Genomic DNA, 22,823 nt, shown 5'->3' with positions numbered 1-22,823 from the left:
TTTCTCAGGGGTTGGAGTTGGGTCGGGGGTCGGTGCGGTTCGCGGCCTTGGCGAACGCGCGGAAAAGATCGGGCTCGGCGGTGCCGAACAGGCCCATCGGGCGAAAGATCAGCACCAGCAGCACAACCACCGCGACAATCATCTGGCTGGCACCGAACAGGTTCGTGGCCTCCTCCAGCGGGCGCAGGAACTCGGTGGTGACGGTCAGCAGAACCGCGACGATCACCGCGCCGGTGATGCTGCCGGTGCCGCCCAGCACCACCATCACCACCAGTTGGAACGACATCAGGAAGGTGAACGAGTTCGGGCTGATCAGCGTCACCAGATGCACCCACAGCCCGCCCGCCACCCCGGCAAAGAGCGCCCCCAGCGCAAAGGCCAGAACCCGGGTGCGCGCGACGCGGATGCCGAGGCAGGCGGCTGCCAGTTCATTTTCCCGGATCGCCAGCATCGACCTGCCCAGCGACGAATGCTTCAGCGTCCATGCGACATAGATCGTCACCGCCACGAACAGGTAGACCCACCACAGAGAGGTCAGCGCCGTCAGCCCGCTCAGCCCCAGCGCCCCGCGCGTGAGGCCGGAAAAGTTCACCGCGAAGCTCTGCACGATGAAGATCAGGCCCAGCGTCGCGACCGCAAGGTAGTGCCCGCGCAGCCGCAGCACCGGGAACCCGACGACCACCGCCACGGCGGCGGCCGCCAGCCCCCCCGCCAGCAACGCCGGCAGGAAGGGCCAGTGCTGCGCCACCAGAAGCTGCGGCAGGTCCTTCAGACCTTCCCGCCGCAGAACGTCGGAAATACGACTATTACCTTGATCGGCTTGAAAAAATCGCGATGCCCGACATGCAGCGCCTGCAAGCAGCCTGCCGCACCGCCGACATCGAGGTGATCTATGCCGTGATCGAGAACCTGACCGCCGATGGTCGCGACCGCAGCTTCGATTACAAGATTTCCGGAATTGAAGTGGCAAGGGGCTCGTGGGATGCGCAGGTCTGCGCCGACATCGCGCCGGGCGCGGACGAGATCGTGCTGCGGAAAAACTCTTCCAGCGTCTTCATTTCCACCAACATCGACTATTTGTTGCGCTGTCTGGGAAAGCGCCAGTTGATCCTGTGCGGCGTGGTCACCGACCAATGCGTCGAATCGGCGGTGCGCGACGCCTGCGACCTGGGCTACCTCGTCACGCTGGTGCCCGACGCCTGCGCCACCTACACGCAAGACCGCCACGACGCCTCGATCCGCGCGATCAAGGGATACTGCCGCCAGCGCAGCACGGCCGACCTCGTCGCGGAAGTCGCGGCCGCGCTATGACCCGGGCGCTTGGCCGCACCCTCGTCACCGGCGCGCACGGATTTCTGGGCACCGCCCTCGTCGCCCGCCTGCGGGCGATGGGTGTCGACGTGGTCGCCAGCGACATGGGCGACCTTGAAAACCCCTGCGACGTGACGGACGCGGCGCAGGTCGACGCTCTGTGCCGCAGCGGCGGCTTCGCCACGATCCTGCATTGCGGCGCCGTTTCGGGCCCGATGGTGATGGCCGATCAGCCGCTGGAAATCTGGCGCATCAACGCACAGGGCACCGCCCATGTGCTGGAGGCCGCACGCACCCATGCCGTCGCGCGGGTTGTCATCTGTTCGACCTCGGAGGTTTACGGCGCCACCCCGGGCCGGGTGGACGAAGCGACCCTGCCGCAGCCGCGCTCGGTCTACGCCGCGAGCAAGGTCGCGGCGGAACAGGCGGTGCTGGGCTATGTGCGTGAACACGGCCTTGATGCCATGGCGCTTCGCCTGTCCTGGATCTATGGCCCCGGCCGCCGCACCCCGACGCGGCTGGAAACGCTGCTCTGCGGCATGGCCGCCGACCATCCGGTGACGCTTGATGCCGACCCCGCCGAGATGACTCATTACCTGCATCTCGATGATGCGGTGCAGGCGCTGATCCGCGCCGCCGAGGTCGAAACGCCCGGCGGCCGGATCTGCAACATCACCGCCGGCCCCGGAATTCCGATGCGCGACGTTGCCGCCATTGCGGCCAGCCTGCGGCCTGGCGCCAGGATTGCCTTTCGCACCCCCGGCGCGCTTGCCGGGTCAGTCAGCGATGGGCCGTCCAACATCGCCCATGACCTTGCGACCGCTTCCCTGGGCTTTCGGCCCGAGGTTCCGCTGGCCAGCGGGATTGCCCGCCTGCTCGCGACCTTGCCCAACGGGCGGGACTGTGCGCCGTTCCGGCACGGGCCAAGCAGGGCCGGTTGACAGTTGGCGGAGCCTCTGCCGGATCGGCAAGATGGCCATGAAGCCCAGCAAGCTTGCGGCGGCCTTGAAGCGGCGGGCGGCCGCGCGACCGGCGTTCGCCGGTTTGTCGAAGCTGCCCGACAAGGTTTCGCGGGCGGTTGCCCGAAGACTCAGGGCTTGGCGTGATGGCCGGTCAGTCAAGCAGACGGTAATGAACCTCGGTCGGTTTGCACGCGGCGCCGTTGATCGGGATCATGTCCTGAGGGCATGTGGACATGACCACGATGCAGTCGATGACGGCACGCAGGGTCACATGATCCCCGGGTTTGCTGAGCGGTTCTCCCCACGTGATCTTGCCGTCGGGGCCCACGGGAATGTTCATCCACAGGTTCAGGGGGGCGGGGCAATCAGCCGCCCGCAGACCAAGCTGCCCCAGGGCGGCGTGCAGGTTGTCGGTGCAGTTGTCATGGTATTGCGTGCAGCCGAGCGAGGCATAGCGATGCACGTCGCAGGCGGCGATGACCGTATCGTGGCGGCCCGGTGATGTGTCTTCCTCCAGAGTCAGAATGGGCCGCCGACGGTTTGTCGTCAGGCCATCGCCCCGGGCGGGGAAGATCCCCTGAAGGGCTGCGTGCAGGTGTTCCATCGACATGAATTCAGACATGTCATCGGCATTGAAGCACCATGTATCGACAACCTGCTGACCGTGCGTGTTGATGATCTGGATCGCTTGCCCTTGCGCAAGACGCACCGCCCGGCCCTTGCGTGCGGGAACAACCTGAAGGTCTGCCGTCATCTTCCGTTTCCTTTGCCGTTTTTCGTGCCGGTGATCGTCTTGGCATGTCGTGCTGCGCGTCCCCAGCTTCATCGAGCAAACCGAAGGGGTCAAGGCAGATGCATCAAGAAGCGAACCCATGGCGGGCGGCGAGAGCCTTCCCGGGGCGGGCAGGTCAGAACGCATCATTGGCGGCAATCCGGTCCGTATCGTCGCGCAGCACGGTGCGGTTCCGGCCACCGACCTTGGCCGCGTAAAGCCGGTCATCTGCGCGCTTGAACACCGCCCCGAAGGTGGTGCCGTCCTGCGGCCATAGCGCCAGACCCGCGGAAAACGTGACCTGCGCCGGGTCGGTGATGCGGGTGAACTGGCCGACCGACAAATCCTGTCTCAGCTTGTGCAGCAGACCGTCGATCTCTGTCAGGCCGGCACCCGGAAACAGCACCACGAATTCTTCGCCCCCGACACGGAACACCGGCCAGCCCGGGTCGATCCGGGCGCGCAGCACCCGTGCAAAGTCGCGCAGCACCCGGTCACCGACGGCATGTCCGAAACGGTCGTTGATCGACTTGAAATGGTCGATGTCCAGCAGCGCCATCACCAGCCGGTCGCCGTCGGGGGGGGCGGCATTGCACAACTTCTCGAAGGTCTCCTCCATGCCGCGGCGGTTGTTGAGCCCGGTAAGGGGGTCCAGCACCAACTGGCGTTCCAGATCGTCGCGCAGCGCCATGATCTGGTTCAGCCGGACCTCGTTGACGCTGAGCGCCGTCCGGAGCTGCGCGTTCATGCGGTAAAGCTCGGTCGTGTCGTTCAGCAGGATCACCGCGCCCATCGCCGCCGAATCCCGCCCCATCGGCCGGGCGATCGGCGTGATCTGCACCTCCAGATGCCGCCCGTCGATCACCAGCATCCGGGGCAGCGCCCGCGCGGCGTCTGCCGTGCCAAGATCGGCAAAGGCGGCCATGTGCGGCCAGTCCGCGATCCTGCCACCGAGCCGTGCGCCCGCCCCCCGGAACAGGCGCAGCGCCTCGGGGTTGGCCCCGGCGACGATGCCGGCGTGATCCACCACCAGAACCGGGTTCTTCACGTTGAAGAACAGCAGGTCGCGCGCAACCGTCGTCAGGTCGAACAGCCGGTTGGTGAAGATCAGCCAGGTGATCAGGAACAGCACCACCGAAAAGGCGAAGGGCGTCGGGTCAAAGCCGAACACGGTGAAATCCAGCAGAACATAGGCCAGATTGGCCGCCATCGGCACCACGGTGATGAAGGACAGCAGCAGGAAATAGGCCCGGTGCGCCCGGCGCGCGCGGAAGGCACCGGCCAGCACGATCCCGGTCGAGGCCACCAGAAACAGGTAGAGATAGACCGCGGAAAGCTGGAACAGCAGGCCGTGGTCATAAAGCACCGAGGGCCTGCCGTCGCGGATCATCATCTGCGTCTCTGGGGTGTAGAACTGGCCATGATAGGGGTTGCTCACCGCCGCGAGCGTGATCGCCACCGGCCCGGCGACCAGCGCCACCCTTTCCCATATGGCGAACCCGTCACGAATGCCGAAGGCATAGTGCCACAGGAACAGCGCCCAGGCGGTCGGAACCAGGGCAATCGCGGGCCAGGAAAGGGTCGCCCAGACCACCTTGCATGACAACGTTTCCGATTGCAGTTCCGCCAGTGCGGCCAACAGCCAGACCAGCATTCCCAGATTGCCGAGAATGAAATAGCCCTTGCCGAAGAAGTAGGCCTGCCCGCGCACCCAAAGCGCGACCATCGCAAGGCCGATGATGACCACAACGGTGAAGAAGCCACCTATACCCGGCGCCATGAAGGTCAGGCAGGCCGGAATCATGCTGAACCCCCGCCTGCACAAATGCTCGGGCTGCCGCAAGCGGCCACCGGTGCGGAATCACGGTCGTGCATCGTTGTCCTCATGGCAGCAGTTTCGCGCAAGCTTCTTGCGTTGCTACCCCGAAAAAACTGTGGTCGCGCCGCGTTTTCTTGTCAATTAGATATTATTTTGATGCTTGGCAGACTGGATCACCCAAGGCCGCACATCATCGCACGCAACGCTGGCGGCAGAACCCGGCTGGGGATGGCACAAAACCGGGCCCACGATCAGGGCCACGCGTTGACACGGATCAAGGCGGCGACTTTGTGGATCGTGCATGGGATGAATGTGATACCGTATCGCAAGAAGAAGAGAGGAGACGCCATGCCCCTTTCCGAAAGTTCGCGCGTGATCAGGGCGGTCTTCAGGGCCGCGCGGAAAGCCCCCCGCCGCCAGGTGCATCATCGTCTGTGCTTCGGCCTGGAAAGCCGCCCGGAGCGGGTGGTGTTCGGGATGTCCGCCCTGCGACTGCCCTGATCGGTGCGGATAACGGCCGACGGAATGCAGGGACAGGGCCCGTCACGCCCGGTTCGCCGCCGCGCCGGGACCGGCCTGCGCCAGGGCCGATGCGGGCGGGGTGATGGTCTGGCTGATCCGGCGCACCACCGGATGGGTCGCGAGGTCGAAAGATGAAGTGCACGTTCGACAAGCATTGGAGCACGCATGAACAGGCCCGTCATCCGCAAGCCCGGCACCCGGCGTGAAAGCCCCCCGATCGAAACCGGGTGGACTGCGGCGCGGTCGCGCCTTGCGGGCCTGCCCGGCGGGGGGCTGAACATCGCGCACGAAGCGTTGGATCGCCATGTCCTTGCGGGGCATGGCGATCAGACCGCGCTTGTCTGGCTGGGGCGCGAAGGCGGGCGCCAGACCTTTTCCTATGCCGAACTGGCCGCCGATGCGGCGCGTTTTGCCAATGTGCTGCTTGCACATGGCATCGTGCGCGGCGACCGGCTTTTCCTGTTGTCCGGCCGGGTGCCTGCGCTCTATGCCGCAACCCTTGGGGCGCTGAAGGCCGGGGTTGTGGTCAGCCCGCTTTTTGCCGCCTTCGGGCCGGAACCCGTTCGCGCGCGGATGGAGATCGGGGGGGCCTGCGTGCTGGTGACGACCGAGGCGCAGTACCGCCGCAAGGTCGCGGACTGGCGGGCCGACATGCCGGGGCTGAAACTGGTGCTGATCATCGGCGACACCGCGCCCGAAGGCTGCGTGGCGCTTGGCCCTGCGATGGCAGAGGCGCCTGCCAGTTTCGACACCGTGGCGACCATGCCCGGGGACATGGCGCTCTTGCACTTTACCTCGGGCACCACCGGCCTGCCGAAGGGCGTCGTGCATGTCCATCAGGCGGTGGTCGCCCATGCCGAGACCGGGCGCCTCGCACTCGACCTGCGCCCGGGCGACATCTACTGGTGCACCGCCGATCCGGGTTGGGTCACGGGGATGAGCTACGGCATCATCTCGCCCCTGTGCAACCGCGCAACCATCGTGGTGGACGAGGCGGAATTCGACCTCGACCGCTGGTACACCATTCTCGAGTGCGAGAAGGTGCAGGTCTGGTACACCGCCCCGACCGCGATCCGGATGATGATGCGTGCGGGGGCCGGGGCCGCAAGAAGCCGCGACTTTTCGGCGCTGCGGTTTCTGGCCAGCGTGGGCGAGCCGCTGAACGCCGAATGCGTGGTCTGGGGGCAAGAGGTCTTCGGCCTGCCGTTCCACGACAACTGGTGGCAATCCGAAACCGGCGGCATCATGATCGGCAACACCGCCGAGATGGACATCAAGCCCGGCGCCATGGGCAAGCCCCTGCCGGGAATCGAGGCCGGAATCGTGTCCCGTGAGGGAGACGCGGTGACCGAACAGCCCGACGGCACGATCGGGGAACTGGCGCTGCGGCCCGGCTGGCCCTCGATGATGCGGGCCTATCTCGGGCAGCCGGAACGCTTTGCCAAATGCTTTGCGGGCGGCTGGTATCTGACCGGCGATCTGGCGATGCGCGACGGCGACGGCTACTACTGGTTCGTCGGGCGCGCGGATGACCTGATCAAGTCCTCGGGCCACCTGATCGGCCCCTTCGAGGTGGAAAGCGCGCTGATCGAACACCCCGCCGTCGCCGAGGCCGCGGTGATCGGCGTGCCCGACGAGACGGCGGGCGAAGTCGTCAAGGCGTTCGTCACCCTCAAGGCGGGGTTCGCGTCGGGCGAGGCGCTGGAACGCGAATTGCGCGGCCACGCAAGGAAGCGCCTCGGCGCCGCGGTCGCCCCGCGCGAGATCGTCTTTCGCGACAGCCTGCCGCGCACGCGGTCGGGCAAGATCATGCGACGGTTGCTGCGGGCGCGCGAGCTTGGCCTGCCCGAGGGCGACCTGTCCACGCTGGAGGGGGATGCACGATGACCAGGGTAAAGCTGGACCACGCTCATGCCCGCGACCTGTTGCGGGGCATGATCCGCATCCGCCGGTTCGAGGAGAAGTGCTACGAGCTTTACACGCAGGAAAAGATACGCGGGTTCCTGCATCTCTACGACGGTGAGGAGGCCGTGGCCGTCGGCATCGCTGCGGCCCTTGAGCCGCGTGACCGCGTGGTTTCGACCTACCGCGAGCATGGCCATGCGCTGGCCCGCGGCATGAGCATGGAATCCGCCCTGGCCGAGATGTATGGCAAGGCCACCGGCTGCGCGGGCGGGCGCGGCGGGTCGATGCATCTCTTCGATGCCGAAACCAACCTTTACGGCGGCAATGCCATCGTGGGGGGCGGTCTGCCCCTGGCCGTGGGCCTGGCCCTGGGTGACCGGATGCAGGGCGGCGACCGGGTGACGGCCTGCTTCTTCGGGGACGGCGCGCTGGCCGAAGGCGAATTTCACGAGGCGATGAATCTCGCCGCGCTCTGGAAGCTGCCGGTCCTTTTCGCGCTGGAAAACAACCTTTACGCAATGGGCACGGCGGTGGCGCGGGTTCAGGCGAACACCGATTTTGCCGGCCGGGCCGCCAGCTACGGCATGTCGGCCGAAAGCGTGGACGGCAATGATGTGGTGGCGGTCGAAGCGGCGGCCCGGCGCCTGGTCGAGGCGATCCGCGCAGGCGGCGGGCCGCAGTTTCTGGAATGCCGGACCTACCGCACGCGGCCCCACTCCATGTTCGACGCCGAGAAATACCGTGACAAGGACGAGGTCGCGGAATGGCGAAAGCGCGCGCCGATCACCCGGTTTCAATCCTGGCTGCTCGGCAACAACCTTCTGCATCAAGCCGAGGTCGATGCCATCGAGGCCGAGGTCGAGGCGCAGCTTCGCAATGCCGTGGCCGCCTGCGAACAGGCCCCCTGGGAACCGGTGGAGGATCTGACCCGCCATGTCATGGCGGAAACCCGGCCCGCACCGCCCGAACCCGATGCCCCCGCCGCATCCGTTGACAGCACCTACCGCGAGTGCTGCCGGGCGGCGATCACGGAGGCGCTGCTGCGCGATGACCGCGTCTTCATGATGGGCGAGGATATCGGGGCCTACGGGGGGTGCTATGCCGTCTCGATGGGCCTCTTGGCGGAATTCGGCCCCGAGCGCATCCGCGACACGCCGCTTGCGGAATCCGGGTTCACCGGGGCAGGCATCGGGGCCGCGCTGGTGGGGATGCGGCCGATCGTCGAGATCATGACGGTCAACTTCTCGCTGCTGGCGCTGGACCAGATCCTGAACACCGCCGCCACCATCCGCCACATGTCTGGCGGCCAGTTCGGGGTGCCCCTGGTGATCCGCATGGCGACCGGCGCGGGGCGGCAACTGGCGGCGCAGCATTCGCATTCGCTGGAGGCGTTCTTCGCCCACATCCCCGGCCTGCGCGTCGTGGCCCCCGCCACGCTGGAAGACGCGCGGGGAATGCTCGCGACGGCGCTGGAAGACCCCGACCCGGTGATCGTTCTGGAACATGTCATGCTTTACAACATGGCCGGCAGGATCGCCGGGAATGCGGGCGCGGTGGATATCGACCGCGCCGTGATCCGGCGACCGGGGCGCGACGTGACGGTGATTTCATGGTCCTATTCGCTGTGGAAGGCACTGGAGGCTGCCGAGGCGCTGGCGAAAGACGGGATCGAGGCCGAGGTGATCGACCTGCGATCGCTCCGCCCGCTGGATGACGCCACGATCATCGCCTCGGTCAGCCGCACCCGCCGCGCCGTGGTGGTGGACGAGGGCTGGCGCACGGGGTCCCTGTCTGCCGAAATCGCGGCGCGGGTTCAGGAGGCGTGCTTCTGGCATCTGGATGCGCCGGTGGCGCGGGTCTGTTCGGCCGAGGTGCCGGTGCCCTATCCGAAGCATCTCGAAACCGCCGCCCTGCCGCAGGTGGCCGACATCATCGCAGCGGTGAAGGCGATGCCGGGGGTTGCACGATGAGCATTTTCACCATGCCCTCGCTCGGGGCCGACATGGAGGAGGGCAAGCTGGTCGAATGGCTGGTCAAGCCCGGCGACCGGGTGGCGAAGGGCGATATCGTCGCGGTGGTCGAGACCCAGAAGGGGGCCATCGAGATCGAGATCTTCGAGGCGGGCGAGATCGGCGCCCTGCTGGCCGAACCGGGCCAGACCCTGCCCGTGGGCGCGCCACTGGCGCGGCTGGGCGCTGGGGGCGAAGCCCGGGTCGGCGCGGCCCCGGCGCCGGCAAAGCCCGCCGCACCTGCCGCGCCGCCGCCGGTTCCCGCGGTCGCGCCGCCGCCCGCCGCACCTGCCGCGCAACCGCTCCCCGCACCTGCCGCACCACCGCCCGCCGCACCCACCGCGCAACCGCCCCCCGCACCGGCCGCACCACCGCCCGCCGCACCCGCCGCGCAACCGCTCCCCGCACCTGCCGCGCAGGGTCCGGTGGCCATTGCGCCCGCTCCGCGCGGGGCCGTTCTGGCATCGCCCGCCGCAAGGGCCCACGCGGCAGCGCGCGGGATCGCCCTGGGGGACGTTGCCGGGTCGGGCCCCGGCGGCGCAATCCTGCTGTCGGATGTCGAGCGCCACGCCCCGCCCGGCCCGGCGCCGCCTGCCGAACCGGCGCCGCCTGCCGAACCGGCACCGCCTGCCGAACTGGCGCCGCCTGCCGAACTGGCGCGGGAGGTGCGTCCGACACCCAGGCCGGGCCTCGACATGGCCGAGATGCGCCGGGCAATTGCCGCCGCGATGAGCCGGTCCAAGCGCGAGATCCCGCATTACTACCTGAGCCACGAGATCGACCTCCAGACCGCGCAGGACTGGCTGAGCGCCCGGAATGCGGACCGCACCCCGGACCGGCGGCTGCTGATGGGCGCGCTTCTGGTCCGCGCCACGGTGCGGGCGCTGGCCCGGGTGCCGGAACTGAACGGCCGGTTCGAGGCCGAGCCATATGCCGCGTCGGCCGCGGTGCATTGCGGGCTGGCCGTGGCGCTGCGGGGCGGCGGGCTGATCGCGCCCGCGATCCTAGACGCGCAGGCCATGGACCTTGACGCGATCATGGCGGCAATGCGGGACATGATCGCCCGCACCCGCACCGGCCGCCTGCGCAACAGCGAGATCACCCAAGGCACGATCACCATATCCTCGCTGGGAGAAAGCGGGGTGGATGCGCTGTTTGGCGTGATCTACCCGCCGCAGGTGGCGCTGGTGGGCTTTGGCGCGCCGCGCCTGCGGCCCATGCTGCTCGGGGCCCGCGTGGAGCCGCGCCTTGGCGTGACAGCCACGCTCGCCGCCGATCACCGGGTCAGCGACGGCCGCCGTGGTGCGCTGTTTCTGGCCGAGATTGACCGTCTGTTGCAGGAGCCCGCACACCCATGACCCCCTCGGATCTTCGCAGCGCCTTCATCGCTGACCTGACCGCCATCGCCCCCGATCTTGACGCCGCAAGCATCGGCGACAATGACCACATGCAGGATGACCTTGGCCTTGACTCCATGGACTTCCTGAACCTTGTCAGCGCCCTGCACAAACGCTTCGGCCTGCCGATCCCCGAGGCCGACTATCCGAGACTGGCCACCCCCGCAAAGGCCGTGACCTATCTGGCCGAGATGATGGCGGCCTGAACCCCACCGAAGGAGCATGGCGATGGAAGGCAAGCAGCAACTGCACCTGTGGTATTTCGTGGCGGCCTTCATGGGCCTGATGCTGGTGCAATCGTGGTTGTCGGAGGCTCAGGTCACCCAGCGCATTCCCTACAGCACCTTCCTGGCACATCTGGAATCCGGGCGCATCGCCTCTGTCACCGTGCGGGCCGAACAGATCGACGGGCGCTACATCGATGCAATTGATGGCCATACGCATTTCATCACCAACATCGTGCCGCCCGAACTGACCGAGCGGCTTGAACGCTCGAAGGCAGAATTCGACGGCACGGTGCAGAATACCTTTCTGGCGACACTGTTGTCCTGGGTGGTGCCGGTCCTGCTGATCTTTGCGCTGTGGAGCTTTTTCCTCCGCGGGATGATCGACAGGCAGGGCATGGGCGGGATGATGAACGTCGGCAAGTCGCGCGCCAAGGTCTATGTCGAACGCGACACCGGGGTCACCTTCGACGACGTGGCGGGGGTTGACGAGGCAAAGGCCGAGTTGAAGGAGATCGTCGATTTCCTGCAGCAGCCGAAGAAGTTCGGCCGGCTTGGCGCACGCATTCCCAAGGGCATCCTGCTGACCGGCCCGCCCGGCACCGGCAAGACGCTTTTCGCCCGGGCGGTCGCGGGCGAAGCCGGGGTGCCGTTCTTTTCGATCTCGGGCAGCGAGTTTGTCGAGATGTTCGTCGGCGTCGGCGCGGCACGGGTGCGCGACCTGTTCGATCAGGCCCGCAAGGCGGCACCCTGCATCATCTTCATCGACGAGCTGGATGCCTTGGGCCGCCGCCGCGGCATCGGCGGCCTTGGCGGCGGGCATGACGAGAAGGAGCAGACGCTGAACCAGCTTCTGGCGGAACTGGACGGCTTCGATCCGCGTGACGGGATCGTGCTTCTCGCCGCCACCAACCGGCCCGAGATCCTTGACCCGGCGCTGATGCGGGCCGGGCGGTTTGACCGGCAGGTGGTGGTGGACCGTCCCGACAAGACCGGCCGCGCCGCCATCCTGCGCGTGCATCTGCGCAAGGTCGCGGTCGATCCCGGACTGGATGTCGATGCGGTGGCGGGCCTGACCCCGGGCTTCACCGGGGCCGAGCTTGCCAATCTGGTGAACGAGGCCGCGATTCACGCTACCCGGCGCGAGGGGGAGGCCGTCACCATGGCCGACATCACCTCGGCCCTCGAACGGGTCGTCGCGGGAATGGAACGCAAGGGGCGCCTGCTGAACGCGAGGGAGCGCGAAACCGTCGCCTGGCACGAGATGGGGCACGCCCTTGCCGCCGCCCTCCTGCCGGGGGCAGATCCGGTGCACAAGGTTTCCATCATCCCCCGAACCATCGGGGCGCTGGGTTATACCATGACCCGGCCGACCGAAGACCGCTTCCTGATCACCCGGTCCGAACTGGAAAACCGCATGGTCATGCTGCTGGCGGGCCGCGCGGCCGAACAGATCCGCTTTGCCGAGGTGTCCACCGGCGCGGCGGATGACCTTGTCCGCGCCACCGACATCGCGCGCCAGATCGTCACCCGCTTCGGTATGCACGAGGCGCTGGGCCAGGCCGTGCTGGAACAGGACCGCGGCGGATTTCTGGGTGAAGAGCACGTCAGCTTCACCCCGCGCGACCATTCCGAGGCCACCGCCCGCGAGGTCGATCTGGCCGTGCGCGAACTGCTGGATGCGGCCTATCAGCGGGCGCTTGCGCTGTTGAACGACGCCCGGCCCGACCTTGAGGCCGGGGCGCGGCTGCTGCTGGAACGTGAGACGATCACCCCCGCCGACTTTTCGCCCCTCAGACCGAAGGAGGCCCGCGCCGCATGACACGCAAGCCCAGCCGTCCGAAGCCCGAAACCGCAGTAGAGACCCTACCGCAGCTTCCCGCCGTGATCCCGCCCCCTGCGGGGCCGCACGGCAAGCCGGCGCCCGCTGCGGGCGACCCGCACCGCCACGCGCAGCTTGATCATGGCGCGAGGGCCGGTCTTGCGCAGCTTACCGGGGGGATTTCGCCCCATGCCACGATCGACGCCTGGAGCGACTGGGTCCTGCACCTTGCCCACGCCCCGGGGCGGCAGATGGAACTTGCCGAGCGCGCGCAGGGCAACTGGCTGAAGCTGTGGCAGTTCGCGCTGTCCGGCCCGCTGGGCACGGCGCCGGAAAAGCCCTTCAAGCCCGGCCCCCACGACACGCGCTGGTCGCACGAGGGCTGGGACAGCGGGCCATTCGCGCTGTGGAGCCAGGCATTCCTTGGCCTGCAGGACTGGTGGCAGGCAGCCACGAGCGACCTGCCGGGCCTGCGCCACCAGAACGCGCAGCGAACGGGCTTCATCATGCGGCAGCTGCTGGACACCGTCTCGCCGTCGAACTTTCCGCTCGCCAACCCCGAGATCCTGGAAAAGACCCGTGCAACCGGGGGCCGGAACCTGATCGAGGGTGCCGCGCATTTCACAGACGATGCCCGCCGCATCCTGAAGCGGGAACATCGCCCGGTGCCGGAGGCGTTTGCGCTTGGCAGGGTGCTGGCCTGCACGCCGGGCAAGGTGGTGTTTCGCAACGACCTGATGGAACTGATCCAGTATTCCCCCGCCACCGACAAGGTTCGGGCCGAGCCGGTGCTGATCGTCCCGGCCTGGATCATGAAATACTACATCCTTGATCTGTCGCCGGAAAACTCGTTCATCCGCTGGCTGGTGGGGCAGGGTTACACGGTCTTCTGCACCTCGTGGCGCAACCCGACGGCGGAACAGGCGGACCTGTCGCTGGAGGATTACCGCAAGCTGGGCATCCTGCAGGCGCTGGACGCGATCAACGCCATCGTGCCGGGCGCGAAGGTCCATGCCAACGGCTATTGCCTTGGCGGCACGCTTCTGGCCATCGCCGCGGCCACGATGGCGCGCGACGGCGATGACCGGCTGGCCTCGGTGACGCTGATGGCCGCGCAGGTCGATTTCGCCGAGGCGGGCGAGCTTCTGCTGTTCCTCGACGAAAGCCAGGTGGCCTTTCTGGAGGACATGATGTGGGCGAAGGGCTATCTTGACCGGCCCCAGATGTCGGGCGCCTTTGCGGCCATCCGGTCGGATGATCTGATCTGGACGCGCGCCACCCGCCGCTATTGGCTGGGCGAACCCGACCTGCCGACCGACATGACCGTCTGGGTCAACGACACCACCCGGATGCCCGCACGAATGCATTCCGAATACCTGCGCGGCGTGTTCCTGGAAAACCGCATCACCGCCGGGCGCTTCGCCGTCGAAGGCCGGGTGATCGCGCTGAAGGACATCGCGGTGCCGATGTTCGTCGTGGCCACCGAAACCGACCACATCGCGCCCTGGCGGTCGGTGTTCAAGACCGCACTTTTCACGGATTGCGATCTTTGTTTCGTGCTGACCAATGGCGGCCACAACAGCGGCATCCTGTCGGAGCCGGGTCATCCGGGGCGGCACTACCGCCTTGGCTGCCGACCGTCCGGCGCGCTTTACGTCGGCCCCGACGCCTGGCTGGAGCAGCGGGCACCGCAGGCCGGGTCGTGGTGGCCGGAATGGGCCGAATGGCTGTCGGCGCACAGCGGGGACATGTCTTCCCCACCGCCCATGGGGGCGGCAGACAGGGGTTATAAGCCGGTCGGGCCCGCCCCCGGCACCTATGTTCATCAATCCTGATGGCCGCCGCGCCGGACCATCCACAAGGGAACCACCGAATGTCTCATCCCCGCCTGACGTTTCACGGTGCCGCACGGTCGGTCACCGGGTCCTGCTTCCGGCTGGAAACCGGGCAGGGGCAGATCCTGATCGATTGCGGCATGTTCCAGGGATCGAAAACGGAAAAAGAGCTCAACTACCGGCCGTTCCCCTTTGCGCCCGACAGGATTGCGGCCGTCATCCTCAGCCATGCCCACATCGACCATTCCGGCCTCTTGCCGAAACTCGTGCGGCACGGGTTTTCCGGTGCGATCCACGCCACTCCGGCCACGGTCGATCTGGCGGGGGTCATGCTGCCGGACAGCGCGCATATTCAGGAGATCGAGGTCGAGCAGTTCAACCGGCGCGCCGCGCGACGGGATCGCGGCAGGGTCTCGCCGATCTACGACCAGGCCGATGTGAAGACCTGCCTCGCGCTGTTTCGCCCGCAGCCCTATGATGCGTGGTTCGCCGTGCTGCCCGGCCTTCGGGCGCGGTTCTGGAATGCCGGGCATCTTCTGGGCTCCGCCTCGGTCGAGATCGAGGTGTCTCAGGCCGAAGGCGCCCCCATGCGCCTTCTGTTCTCGGCGGATATCGGGCCGGACTACAAGCTGATGCACCCCGACCCCGAAGGCCCGAGCGGGCTGGATTACGTCATCTGCGAATCCACCTATGGCGACCGCGACCGGATCGACGCGACCGCAGACCGTCGCCGCAAGCTGCTGTGCGAGGAGGTCCGCGCGGCGATGCATCCCCACGGCGCGCTTCTCATCCCGTCCTTTGCCGTCGAACGGGCACAGGAGCTGATCAGCGATCTGGCCCGCCTGATGGCCGAGGGCGCGCTGCCCGCGATCCCGATCCATGTGGACAGCCCTTTGGCAACCAGGGCGACCCATGTATTCGCCAAGCACCACCGCGACCTGGAGGAGGGGGCCGTCCTGATGCAGGGGCTGCGGTCCAGGAACTTGCACTTCACCGAAACCCGAGAACAGAGCATGGCGCTGGACCGCGTGCAGGGGTTCCACATCGTCATTGCCGCCTCGGGCATGTGCGATGCGGGGCGGATCCGCCACCGGCTGAAGAACTGGCTCTGGCGCAACGAAGGCACGGTGCTTTTCACCGGCTTTCAGGCCGTGGGCACGCTGGGCCGCATCCTTCAGGACGGCGCAACGTCCGTCCGGATCCAGGGCGAGGAGTTTGTCGTGCGGGCGCGGATCAGATCGCTTGACCTCTATTCGGGCCATGCCGACGGAACCGGACTGCGGAACTGGATCAAGGCCCGGCTTCCGATCCGGCATCAGGTCTTTCTGGTCCATGGCGAAGAGGCCGCCATGGCGGCGCTTGCGGCACGCCTTGCGGGCGTCGTGGACCCCGGCGATGTCGTGATCCCGTCGCTCGACGCAGGCTTTGCGCTGAAGGCAACCGGGTGCGAAAGCCTGGATGCGGCGGTGACGCCGCGGCTGTTGCCCCAGCAGGTCGGGCACATGGACTGGCACAATGACGTGTCCCGGCTGCTTCTCAGGATCAGCGAGGACCTGCGGGCCTGTCCGGACGAGAAATCCCGCGGCGTGCTGATCCGGCAGCTTCAACGGGCCCTCGTGTCGAATGATGCGCGCCGGGAATGAAGGCCGGCCCGATGCCGTGACCCGCGGGGTCGCTGATCCCTGCGGGCGGGTTGGCCGCCCGGGGCATCGCCGCGTCGAACCGGATCGTCCGCGAACCCCGCCGCCCGAGCGCCTCGCTGAACCCGACACCCCAGTGTGGCGTGCGGGGAGAAGCAGTTCCCGCAGCGCGGCCCGGCACCCAGGGGTGGGGCAGGGGCGCGCAGTTCCGGGGCCGTGGCGGATCGGTTGCCATCGCCCGTGCCGCCCTGCATAACAAGGTCGAACACGGATGGCGGAGGCGCGGCGCATGGCGGACAGGCGGATGTTCGGGGACCCCGTTCCCGATTGGGTGGCGCCACCGCGCCCCGACGGCCGCCCGCTGGAAGGCCGCCACGTCCGGCTGGAACGGCTGGACGCCGATCTGCACGCCGCCGACCTGCACCGCGCCCTGAGCGCCGACGATTCAGTCTGGGACTATCTGCCCTACGGACCGTTCGGGTCGTCGTCGCGCTATCACCGCTGGGTCAAGGACAGCACGGGCAGCGACGACCCGCTGTTCTACGCGATCCGCAATCTGGAAACCGGGCATTGCGGCGGCGTGGCGAGCTTTCTGCGCATTGCGCCCGAGGCGGGCTCGATCGAGGTCGGGCACATCTGCCTTTCCCCGGAACTGCAGCGCGGGCGGGCCGCGACCGAAACCATGTATCTGATGATGCGCTGGGCGTTCGAGGCGGGCTACCGCCGCTACGAATGGAAATGCGACGCGCTGAACCTGCCGTCGCGCCGGGCGGCGCAGCGGCTGGGGTTTTCCTATGAAGGGGTGTTCCGCCAGGCCGCGATGGTCAAGGGCCGCAACCGCGATACCGCGTGGTTTGCCTGCATCGACAAGGAATGGCCCGCCCTTCGCGAAGCCTATGACGCCTGGCTGTCGCCGGTGAACTTCGACGCGACGGGGCGGCAGCGCGAGCGGCTGTCGGACCTGACGCGCCTGGTTCGGCCGGGCTACGACCCGGCGCTGCGCGACTGACCGGACGGTCCGGTTCGGGGTCGCGTTGCGGTCGCCGCCCGAGGGCTGCGCTTTCTCCGTCACGCCGATCCGCTCCGCATCCCCCGGCCAGCAACCCGCGGCGCAGCCTGCACACAACAGCCCGCTGTCGCATCCCGCAGCCCGTTGCGACGGGTAGGCTCTTTGCCGCAGCGGGTCCGGCGCAACCCGGCCCGCTGTCGGCGGGCAAAGCCCCGGCCCGGCCGACCGCCGCCGCTGGTCGGCCGCAAGCCCCGGTCAGCCCATGCCGTTGCGCCCCTTCACCGCGAAAGCGGGCAACGCATGGTCAAGCCGGGTCGCCAGCAGCCCCGCCAGCCGGTCGAGCCTGCGGGCCGTGCCCTGACCCGCCCCCGCCTCGTCGCGGGCGGCATCGACCGCCGCCTGTTCCAGCGTCGCGTCATGCACGCTGCGCGCCAGACCGCCGACAAACCCCGCCAGATAGCGCCGCTGCACCGCATCCGGCCCGGCGGCAATCATCCCGGCGGCGCGCGCCAGGTCGTCGCGCAGCGCCAGCGGGTCGGGGGCAAGCGGCACCTCTGCCTCGGCCAGGCCCGACGACAGGCAGTCCCGGTCAGGCATATGGCGGAGGATGGCGCGCTGGAACACGGCGAGGCTTTCCAGCGGCTTTTCCAGAAAGCCCGAGGCCCCGGCTGCCAGCGCCGCCGCCCGCCCGCCCGCATCGCCACTGGTGCCCAGCAGCACCGGCACCCGCGATCCCAGCCGCGCCAGATCGCGGATCAGCCCTTCGCCGCGCCCGTCGGGCAGGCCAAGATCGACGATCACCACATCGGGCCGATAGACCCGCAGATGCGCCCGCGCCGCCTGCAGGTTTTCGGCCCGGCGCATCCGCGCGCCCGACCGCTGGCACATCAGCCGCAGCGCATCGCAGGCAAAGCGGCTGTCTTCCACCACAAGAAAGGTCAACCCCTGCAAAGGCTGCGTGCCGCGCGGCATCAGTGTCCGTGCCGCCGTGGCCCCGGCGGGCAGAAACACGGGCTGGCCATGCGGGGAATGCGAATCAGGTTGGGGCATCGGGCACCTTTCAGCACTGAGCCCGCATTGAAGCCCGAGAATGCCTAATGCCGGGTAAACTGCCGCGGCTTTTCCCGGCCCTTCCCCCTTGCACCCTGCCCCTGCCGCCCGCATGACGCCCCCAGATCCCCAGCCCGAGGACCCCCGCAATGATCGGTCGCCTGAACCATGTCGCCATCGCCGTGCCCGATCTGGACGCGGCCTGCCAGCAATACCGCGCCACGCTGGGCGCCTCGGTCGGCGCGCCGCAGGATGAGCCCGACCACGGCGTGACGGTGGTGTTCATCGAACTGCCCAATACCAAGATCGAGCTGCTGTATCCGCTGGGCGAGGATTCTCCGATCGCCGGGTTTCTGGCCAAGAACCCCGCGGGCGGCATCCACCATATCTGCTACGAGGTTGACGACATCCTTGCCGCCCGCGACCGGCTGAAAGCCTCGGGTGCGCGGGTGCTGGGCAGCGGAGAGCCGAAGATCGGGGCGCATGGCAAGCCGGTGCTGTTCCTCCACCCCAAGGATTTCAACGGCTGCCTTGTGGAACTGGAACAGGTCTGATGACCATCACCGCCGCCATCGTTCTGTTCTCGGTGGTGTGGTTCATGGTGTTCTTCATCGTGCTGCCGCTGCGCGTCACCTCGCAGGGCGAGGCGGGCAGCGTGGTGCCCGGCACGCCCGCCTCGGCACCGGCGGGCAACGTCGTGGTGCGCAAGGCCCGGCTGACCACGCTGATCGCCGTGGCGGTCTGGGCGGTGCTGTCGGCCATCATCCTTTCAGGAGTGATCACAGTGCGCGATTTCGACTGGATGGGCCGCATGGGCTCGCCGCCGGTGATCGGGGGCGGCGCGCCGGTCACCGACTGACGCTACACCCCGCGTTCGCCGTTCAGGCGGTGGAACAGGTGGGTGAAGGTCGCGGCCCCCAGCATCGGGATCAGCAGGTTCAGCAGCGGAACCGACAGGGGCGCCGCCATCAGCGTGCCCGCCAGCCAGATCTGCAGCGGATAGCGCGCGCGCAGCGCCTTGGCCCCCGGCCGCCCCAGCCTGCGCATCGCGACCAGCGTGAAATACTCCCGCCCCAGCAGAAACCCGTTCACCGCCCAGAACAGCACCGGAACGAACGGCCCCGCAAAGGGGTAGAGCAGCAGCGCCACGAGGTTGACCGCCAGGATCAGCGCAAAGAAGTTGGCGGTGTCGATCAGCGAATCCATCAGCTTCGGGCGCGGCACGGGGGGCAGGGCGGGGTAGTGCCGGTCTTCGACGGCCTGGGCCACATCCTCCAGAAACAGCCCGGTGAAGGCCGAAGCCACCGGCACCATCAGGAACACCGACAGCCCCAGCATGAACACGGCCGACCCCCAGCTGACCAGGGTGTCGATACCGCCGACCGGGCCGACGAAGGGGATCTCTATCATGTCGGGGGTAAAGGCCTGCAGCGCGACCAGAAAGGCGGCATAGACGCCGGTAAGCAGCGCGAGGGTCAGCGCCAGCCCCAGCAACAGCACGCGGCGGAAGCGGCGGTCGCCAAGCTGGCGCAGGGCGCGCAGGAAGTCGGCGAAGATCATGCGGACACCCAGGTGGTCAGCGCGGCCACGTCGGGGCGCGGGCGGTCGGTCACCGTCACGGTCGGGCTGGCGATGTGGATGATGCCCGCCACGCTTTCCCCGGCGGCCAGCCCCAGCCCCGCGGTCACGAAACCCCGCTCATGCGCGGGCCAGCCGGTCAGCCAGCACGCGCCCCAGCCCGAGGCCAGCGCCGCATTCACCAGCCCCAGGCAGACCGCCCCCGCCGACAGCAGCTGTTCCACCGGCGGCACCTTGTCGGATGCCTTCGGGCTGGAAACCACCACCACCGCCAGATGCGCCTGATCATACTGCCCGCGCCCCTTGGCCGTCTGCTCGGCGTCCTTTCCCAGCGCCACCGCGCGCGCCTCGGCAAGATCGGCCAGCCGCGCCAGCGCCGCCCCTTGCAGCACGATGAAGCGCCAAGGTTCCAGCTTGCCATGATCGGGCACACGCGCGGCGGCCGTCAGCAGCGGCAGCAACTGCGCGGCCGTTGGCACCGGCAGGGCCAGCAGCTTGGGCGGGCAGGACCGGCGGGTCAGCAGGAAATCGAGCGCGGGCGACGGCGGTGCTGCAAGGTCGGACGTGTCGGGCAGAATGTCGGGGGGCATCGGACTCTCCTTTTGCCACAGGATGTCGGGGATCGGCGGTGCAGGGTCAAGCTGCGCATGGCAGAAAACAGCCGTTCGGCACCCGCCCGGCCGGGTTCCGGGCCATTCCCCGGCCCGCGGGGGCTTTTTCCGGGCGGAAAGGGCGGCTATGACGGCACAGACCAACCGGAGACGCCGATGCCAGCCCTTGACCGCCGCGCCGCGCTTGCCCTGATGCTTTGCGGCCTTGCCGCCTGCGGCCGCCCGTCACGGGACGGCGGCATGGGCCGCGGCGATCTCTACCCCAACGAAACACCGGAACTGCGCCGCCTGATCCAGCACCACGCCAACGCGCATGACGTGCCGGTCGATCTGGTGCAGCGGGTGGTGCTGCGCGAAAGCAGCCACAATCCGGGCGCGCGCAACGGGCCTTACTACGGGCTGATGCAGATCCTGCCGCAGACAGCACAGACGATGGGTTACCGCGGCCCGGCGCAGGGCCTGCTGGATGCCGACACCAACCTGAAATACGGGGTGAAATACCTGCGCGGCGCCTGGCTGGTGGCCAACGGCAACCGCGACCGGGCGGTGATGTGGTATTCCAAGGGCTACTACTACGAGGCCAAGCGGCGCGGGATGCTGGTGGAGACCGGCCTGCGCAGCGGCTGAGCACAGGCGGCGGGGCGCGCCAAAAATCTTGAAACAAGATTTTTGCAAGAAAATTGCTTAATTTTCTTGGGTGCCCGGCCGGACCGGCGGTCACGCAGGGGCAAGCAGCACCTCCATCTCGTTGATCAGCCCGGACAGGAAGGCATCGAAGCGCGGCCCCGGCTGGCGCAGGTGCAGCGTGCGGGCCAGCGGGTCTGGCGCGGTGGTCTTGCTGCCCGACAGCTCCTCCAGCACGGCATGGCCGCAGAACGGCACATAGGTTTCGGAATAGCCGCCCTCGTGCACCAGCACCAGTCGCCCGGCGCACAGGTCCGCCGCCGCCTCCATCATGCTGGCGGTCATCCGGCGGAAGGTTTCGGCGGTGGCCATGGTGCGCGACAACGGGTCGATGGCGGCGGCGTCATAGCCGCTGGCGACCACGATCACGTCGGGGCGAAAGCGCGCCAGCGCCGGGCGGACCAGCCGCGCCATCGCCTCCAGATAGCCCGCATGGCCGGTGCCGGGCGGCAGCGGGATGTTGATGTTGGCACCGATGCCGGCGCCCGCGCCGCGCGCGTCCAGGGCGCCGGTGTCCATCGGATAGTTGTTTTCCTGATGCAGGCTGATGGTCAGCACCTCGGGGCGGGCGTAGAAGACCGCCTCGGTGCCGTTGCCGTGGTGCACGTCCCAGTCCACCACCGCCACCCGGCGGCAGAGGCCCGCCGCCAGCGCCGCCTCGACCGCGATGGCGATATTGGCCAGGAGGCAGAAGCCGTTGGGAAAATCGGGCAGGCAATGGTGGCCCGGCGGCCGCGACAGCGCATAGGCATTGCGCATCCGCCCGGTCAGCACGTCGAGCAGCGCCGCCTTGGCAAGCCCTGCCGACAGCGCCGCGATCTCGAACCCGCCCGGCCCGAACGGCGCGCGCAGGCCAAGCTCGCCGCCCCCGGCATCCGACAGCGCCTTGAAGGCGGTCAGGTAGCTTTCGGGGTGGACGCGCAACAGGTCTTCCCAAGTGGCAGCGTCGGCCTGACGGGGCGCGAGGTCGCGCATCAGGCCGGTCACTTCCAGAAGGTTCTTCAGCCGCCGCTTGGTTTCCGGGTTTTCCGGCAACCCGCCGGGCAGCGGCTGCACCAGACCGCCCACCGGCATCAGGCCCGCATAGTTGCCGCCGCCATGCCAGAAACAGCGTTCATCCCAGAAAAAGCCCGTGGTCATGACAGTCCTCCGTTTGCGCCCAGACTAGGGGCGCGCTACACCCGGTGCCAGAGGAAACCCGCATGTCTGCTGCTCCCCTGTCGCATCTGGCCGTGACCGGCGCCCGCATCGCGGTGCGCGTGACGCCGCGCGCCTCGCGCAATGCGGTGGTGGAGGAGGGCGGGGTGATCCGGGTCTATGTCACCTGCGTGCCCGAGGACGGCAAGGCCACCCGCGCCGTGGCCGAACTGCTGGCAAAGGCCATGGGCGTGGCCAAGACGCGGCTGACCCTGCTGCACGGGGCTGCGGCGCGCGACAAGCTGTTCCGGCTCGACTGAAAGGGGGGCGGTGCGGTCGCCATCGGCGGCGTTGAGCCCCGGCGCCACCCCGGGTGCCGGGCCGAGTGCCGTGCCGGTTTCGGCGGTTGCCGCGTCGCGGGCGGCACGGGTCGCCTGTTGCGCGTTCATACCTTCAGGCGGCCTGCGGGCGTGGCCATCCCGGCCAGCCTCGGGTCACTCCGTGCAGGTGCCAGCCATCCACGACATCCGGGGCCC

At 68.2% G+C, this 22,823-nt stretch carries 22 protein-coding genes; 15 read left to right on the top strand and 7 right to left on the bottom strand.

Annotated elements, in window-relative coordinates:
• Positions 1-4: 4 nt before the first annotated feature.
• Positions 5-748 carry a branched-chain amino acid ABC transporter permease gene (locus tag RNZ50_06355; protein ID MDT8854659.1) on the bottom strand — a complete coding sequence of 248 codons (744 nt, stop codon included), beginning with the start codon at positions 746-748 and terminating at the stop codon, positions 5-7.
• 86 nt (positions 749-834) lie between these two features.
• Here RNZ50_06355 and RNZ50_06350 point away from each other — a divergent pair, with 86 nt between their 5' ends.
• The gene (locus RNZ50_06350) at positions 835-1,311 is read left to right on the top strand and encodes an isochorismatase family cysteine hydrolase (protein MDT8854658.1); all 477 of its coding nucleotides are present in this window, start codon (positions 835-837) and stop codon (positions 1,309-1,311) included.
• Positions 1,308-2,252 carry an NAD(P)-dependent oxidoreductase gene (locus RNZ50_06345; GenBank protein MDT8854657.1) on the top strand — a complete coding sequence of 315 codons (945 nt, stop codon included), beginning with the start codon at positions 1,308-1,310 and terminating at the stop codon, positions 2,250-2,252. The genes RNZ50_06350 and RNZ50_06345 overlap by 4 nt, the downstream gene beginning before the upstream one ends.
• Before the next feature lie 172 nt (positions 2,253-2,424).
• On the opposite strand, the gene RNZ50_06340 is transcribed toward RNZ50_06345, so the two are convergent.
• Together RNZ50_06340 and RNZ50_06335 are read right to left on the bottom strand one after the other, a co-directional pair.
• Positions 2,425-3,195 (bottom strand): urea carboxylase-associated family protein, encoded by a 771-nt coding sequence (locus tag RNZ50_06340; GenBank protein ID MDT8854656.1) that lies wholly within the window; start codon positions 3,193-3,195, stop codon positions 2,425-2,427.
• Positions 3,182-4,849, bottom strand: a complete 1,668-nt coding sequence (locus RNZ50_06335; GenBank protein MDT8854655.1) for a diguanylate cyclase — start codon at positions 4,847-4,849, stop codon at positions 3,182-3,184. Before RNZ50_06335 ends, RNZ50_06340 begins: the two co-directional genes overlap by 14 nt.
• 81 nt (positions 4,850-4,930) lie before the next feature.
• On the opposite strand from RNZ50_06335, the gene RNZ50_06330 reads away from it, so the two are divergent.
• The 9 genes from RNZ50_06330 to RNZ50_06290 all read left to right on the top strand — a co-directional run bounded on the left by RNZ50_06330 (position 4,931) and on the right by RNZ50_06290 (position 17,227).
• Entirely contained in the window at positions 4,931-5,365 is a 435-nt protein-coding gene (locus RNZ50_06330) for a hypothetical protein (protein MDT8854654.1), read from the top strand.
• A 186-nt stretch (positions 5,366-5,551) separates the two neighbouring features.
• The gene (acsA, locus tag RNZ50_06325) at positions 5,552-7,273 is read left to right on the top strand and encodes an acetate--CoA ligase (GenBank protein MDT8854653.1); all 1,722 of its coding nucleotides are present in this window, start codon (positions 5,552-5,554) and stop codon (positions 7,271-7,273) included.
• Complete coding sequence (pdhA, locus tag RNZ50_06320) at positions 7,270-9,261, top strand: pyruvate dehydrogenase (acetyl-transferring) E1 component subunit alpha (protein ID MDT8854652.1); 1,992 nt, start codon at positions 7,270-7,272, stop codon at positions 9,259-9,261. Before acsA ends, pdhA begins: the two co-directional genes overlap by 4 nt.
• Positions 9,258-10,658, top strand: coding sequence for a dihydrolipoamide acetyltransferase family protein (locus RNZ50_06315; GenBank protein ID MDT8854651.1), 1,401 nt, complete (start codon positions 9,258-9,260; stop codon positions 10,656-10,658). The genes pdhA and RNZ50_06315 overlap by 4 nt, the downstream gene beginning before the upstream one ends.
• Positions 10,655-10,903, top strand: coding sequence for a phosphopantetheine-binding protein (locus tag RNZ50_06310; GenBank protein ID MDT8854650.1), 249 nt, complete (start codon positions 10,655-10,657; stop codon positions 10,901-10,903). The genes RNZ50_06315 and RNZ50_06310 overlap by 4 nt, the downstream gene beginning before the upstream one ends.
• Before the next feature lie 22 nt (positions 10,904-10,925).
• Positions 10,926-12,743: an ATP-dependent zinc metalloprotease FtsH gene (gene ftsH, locus RNZ50_06305; GenBank protein ID MDT8854649.1), complete on the top strand. Its 1,818-nt coding sequence runs from the start codon at positions 10,926-10,928 to the stop codon at positions 12,741-12,743.
• Positions 12,740-14,578, top strand: coding sequence for an alpha/beta fold hydrolase (locus RNZ50_06300; protein MDT8854648.1), 1,839 nt, complete (start codon positions 12,740-12,742; stop codon positions 14,576-14,578). The genes ftsH and RNZ50_06300 overlap by 4 nt, the downstream gene beginning before the upstream one ends.
• A gap of 38 nt (positions 14,579-14,616) precedes the next feature.
• Positions 14,617-16,221 carry an MBL fold metallo-hydrolase gene (locus RNZ50_06295; protein ID MDT8854647.1) on the top strand — a complete coding sequence of 535 codons (1,605 nt, stop codon included), beginning with the start codon at positions 14,617-14,619 and terminating at the stop codon, positions 16,219-16,221.
• A gap of 286 nt (positions 16,222-16,507) precedes the next feature.
• Positions 16,508-17,227, top strand: coding sequence for a GNAT family protein (locus RNZ50_06290; protein MDT8854646.1), 720 nt, complete (start codon positions 16,508-16,510; stop codon positions 17,225-17,227).
• A gap of 255 nt (positions 17,228-17,482) precedes the next feature.
• Here the strand turns inward: RNZ50_06290 and RNZ50_06285 are convergent, their stop codons facing one another.
• Complete coding sequence (locus tag RNZ50_06285) at positions 17,483-18,277, bottom strand: response regulator (GenBank protein MDT8854645.1); 795 nt, start codon at positions 18,275-18,277, stop codon at positions 17,483-17,485.
• 149 nt (positions 18,278-18,426) lie between these two features.
• Between RNZ50_06285 and mce the strand changes: the two genes are divergently transcribed.
• Positions 18,427-18,831 carry a methylmalonyl-CoA epimerase gene (gene mce, locus RNZ50_06280; GenBank protein MDT8854644.1) on the top strand — a complete coding sequence of 135 codons (405 nt, stop codon included), beginning with the start codon at positions 18,427-18,429 and terminating at the stop codon, positions 18,829-18,831.
• Positions 18,831-19,136, top strand: coding sequence for a DUF1467 family protein (locus RNZ50_06275; GenBank protein MDT8854643.1), 306 nt, complete (start codon positions 18,831-18,833; stop codon positions 19,134-19,136). The genes mce and RNZ50_06275 overlap by 1 nt, the downstream gene beginning before the upstream one ends.
• 2 nt (positions 19,137-19,138) lie before the next feature.
• On the opposite strand, the gene RNZ50_06270 is transcribed toward RNZ50_06275, so the two are convergent.
• Entirely contained in the window at positions 19,139-19,834 is a 696-nt protein-coding gene (locus tag RNZ50_06270; GenBank protein ID MDT8854642.1) for an EI24 domain-containing protein, read from the bottom strand.
• Complete coding sequence (locus RNZ50_06265) at positions 19,834-20,445, bottom strand: nitroreductase (GenBank protein ID MDT8854641.1); 612 nt, start codon at positions 20,443-20,445, stop codon at positions 19,834-19,836. The genes RNZ50_06270 and RNZ50_06265 overlap by 1 nt, the downstream gene beginning before the upstream one ends.
• Before the next feature lie 177 nt (positions 20,446-20,622).
• Between RNZ50_06265 and RNZ50_06260 the strand changes: the two genes are divergently transcribed.
• Entirely contained in the window at positions 20,623-21,093 is a 471-nt protein-coding gene (locus RNZ50_06260) for a lytic transglycosylase domain-containing protein (protein MDT8854640.1), read from the top strand.
• Positions 21,094-21,183: 90 nt separating this feature from the next.
• On the opposite strand, the gene RNZ50_06255 is transcribed toward RNZ50_06260, so the two are convergent.
• Positions 21,184-22,290, bottom strand: a complete 1,107-nt coding sequence (locus RNZ50_06255; GenBank protein ID MDT8854639.1) for a class II histone deacetylase — start codon at positions 22,288-22,290, stop codon at positions 21,184-21,186.
• 62 nt (positions 22,291-22,352) lie between these two features.
• Between RNZ50_06255 and RNZ50_06250 the strand changes: the two genes are divergently transcribed.
• Entirely contained in the window at positions 22,353-22,607 is a 255-nt protein-coding gene (locus RNZ50_06250) for a DUF167 domain-containing protein (protein MDT8854638.1), read from the top strand.
• Positions 22,608-22,823 lie beyond the last annotated feature (216 nt).

It is taken from the genome of Paracoccaceae bacterium Fryx2 (assembly GCA_032334235.1).
In the GTDB taxonomy this organism is placed as follows: domain Bacteria; phylum Pseudomonadota; class Alphaproteobacteria; order Rhodobacterales; family Rhodobacteraceae; genus JAVSGI01.
The sequence above is the reverse complement of the archived record's forward strand: the minus strand, read 5'-3'. Positions and strand labels throughout refer to the sequence as shown.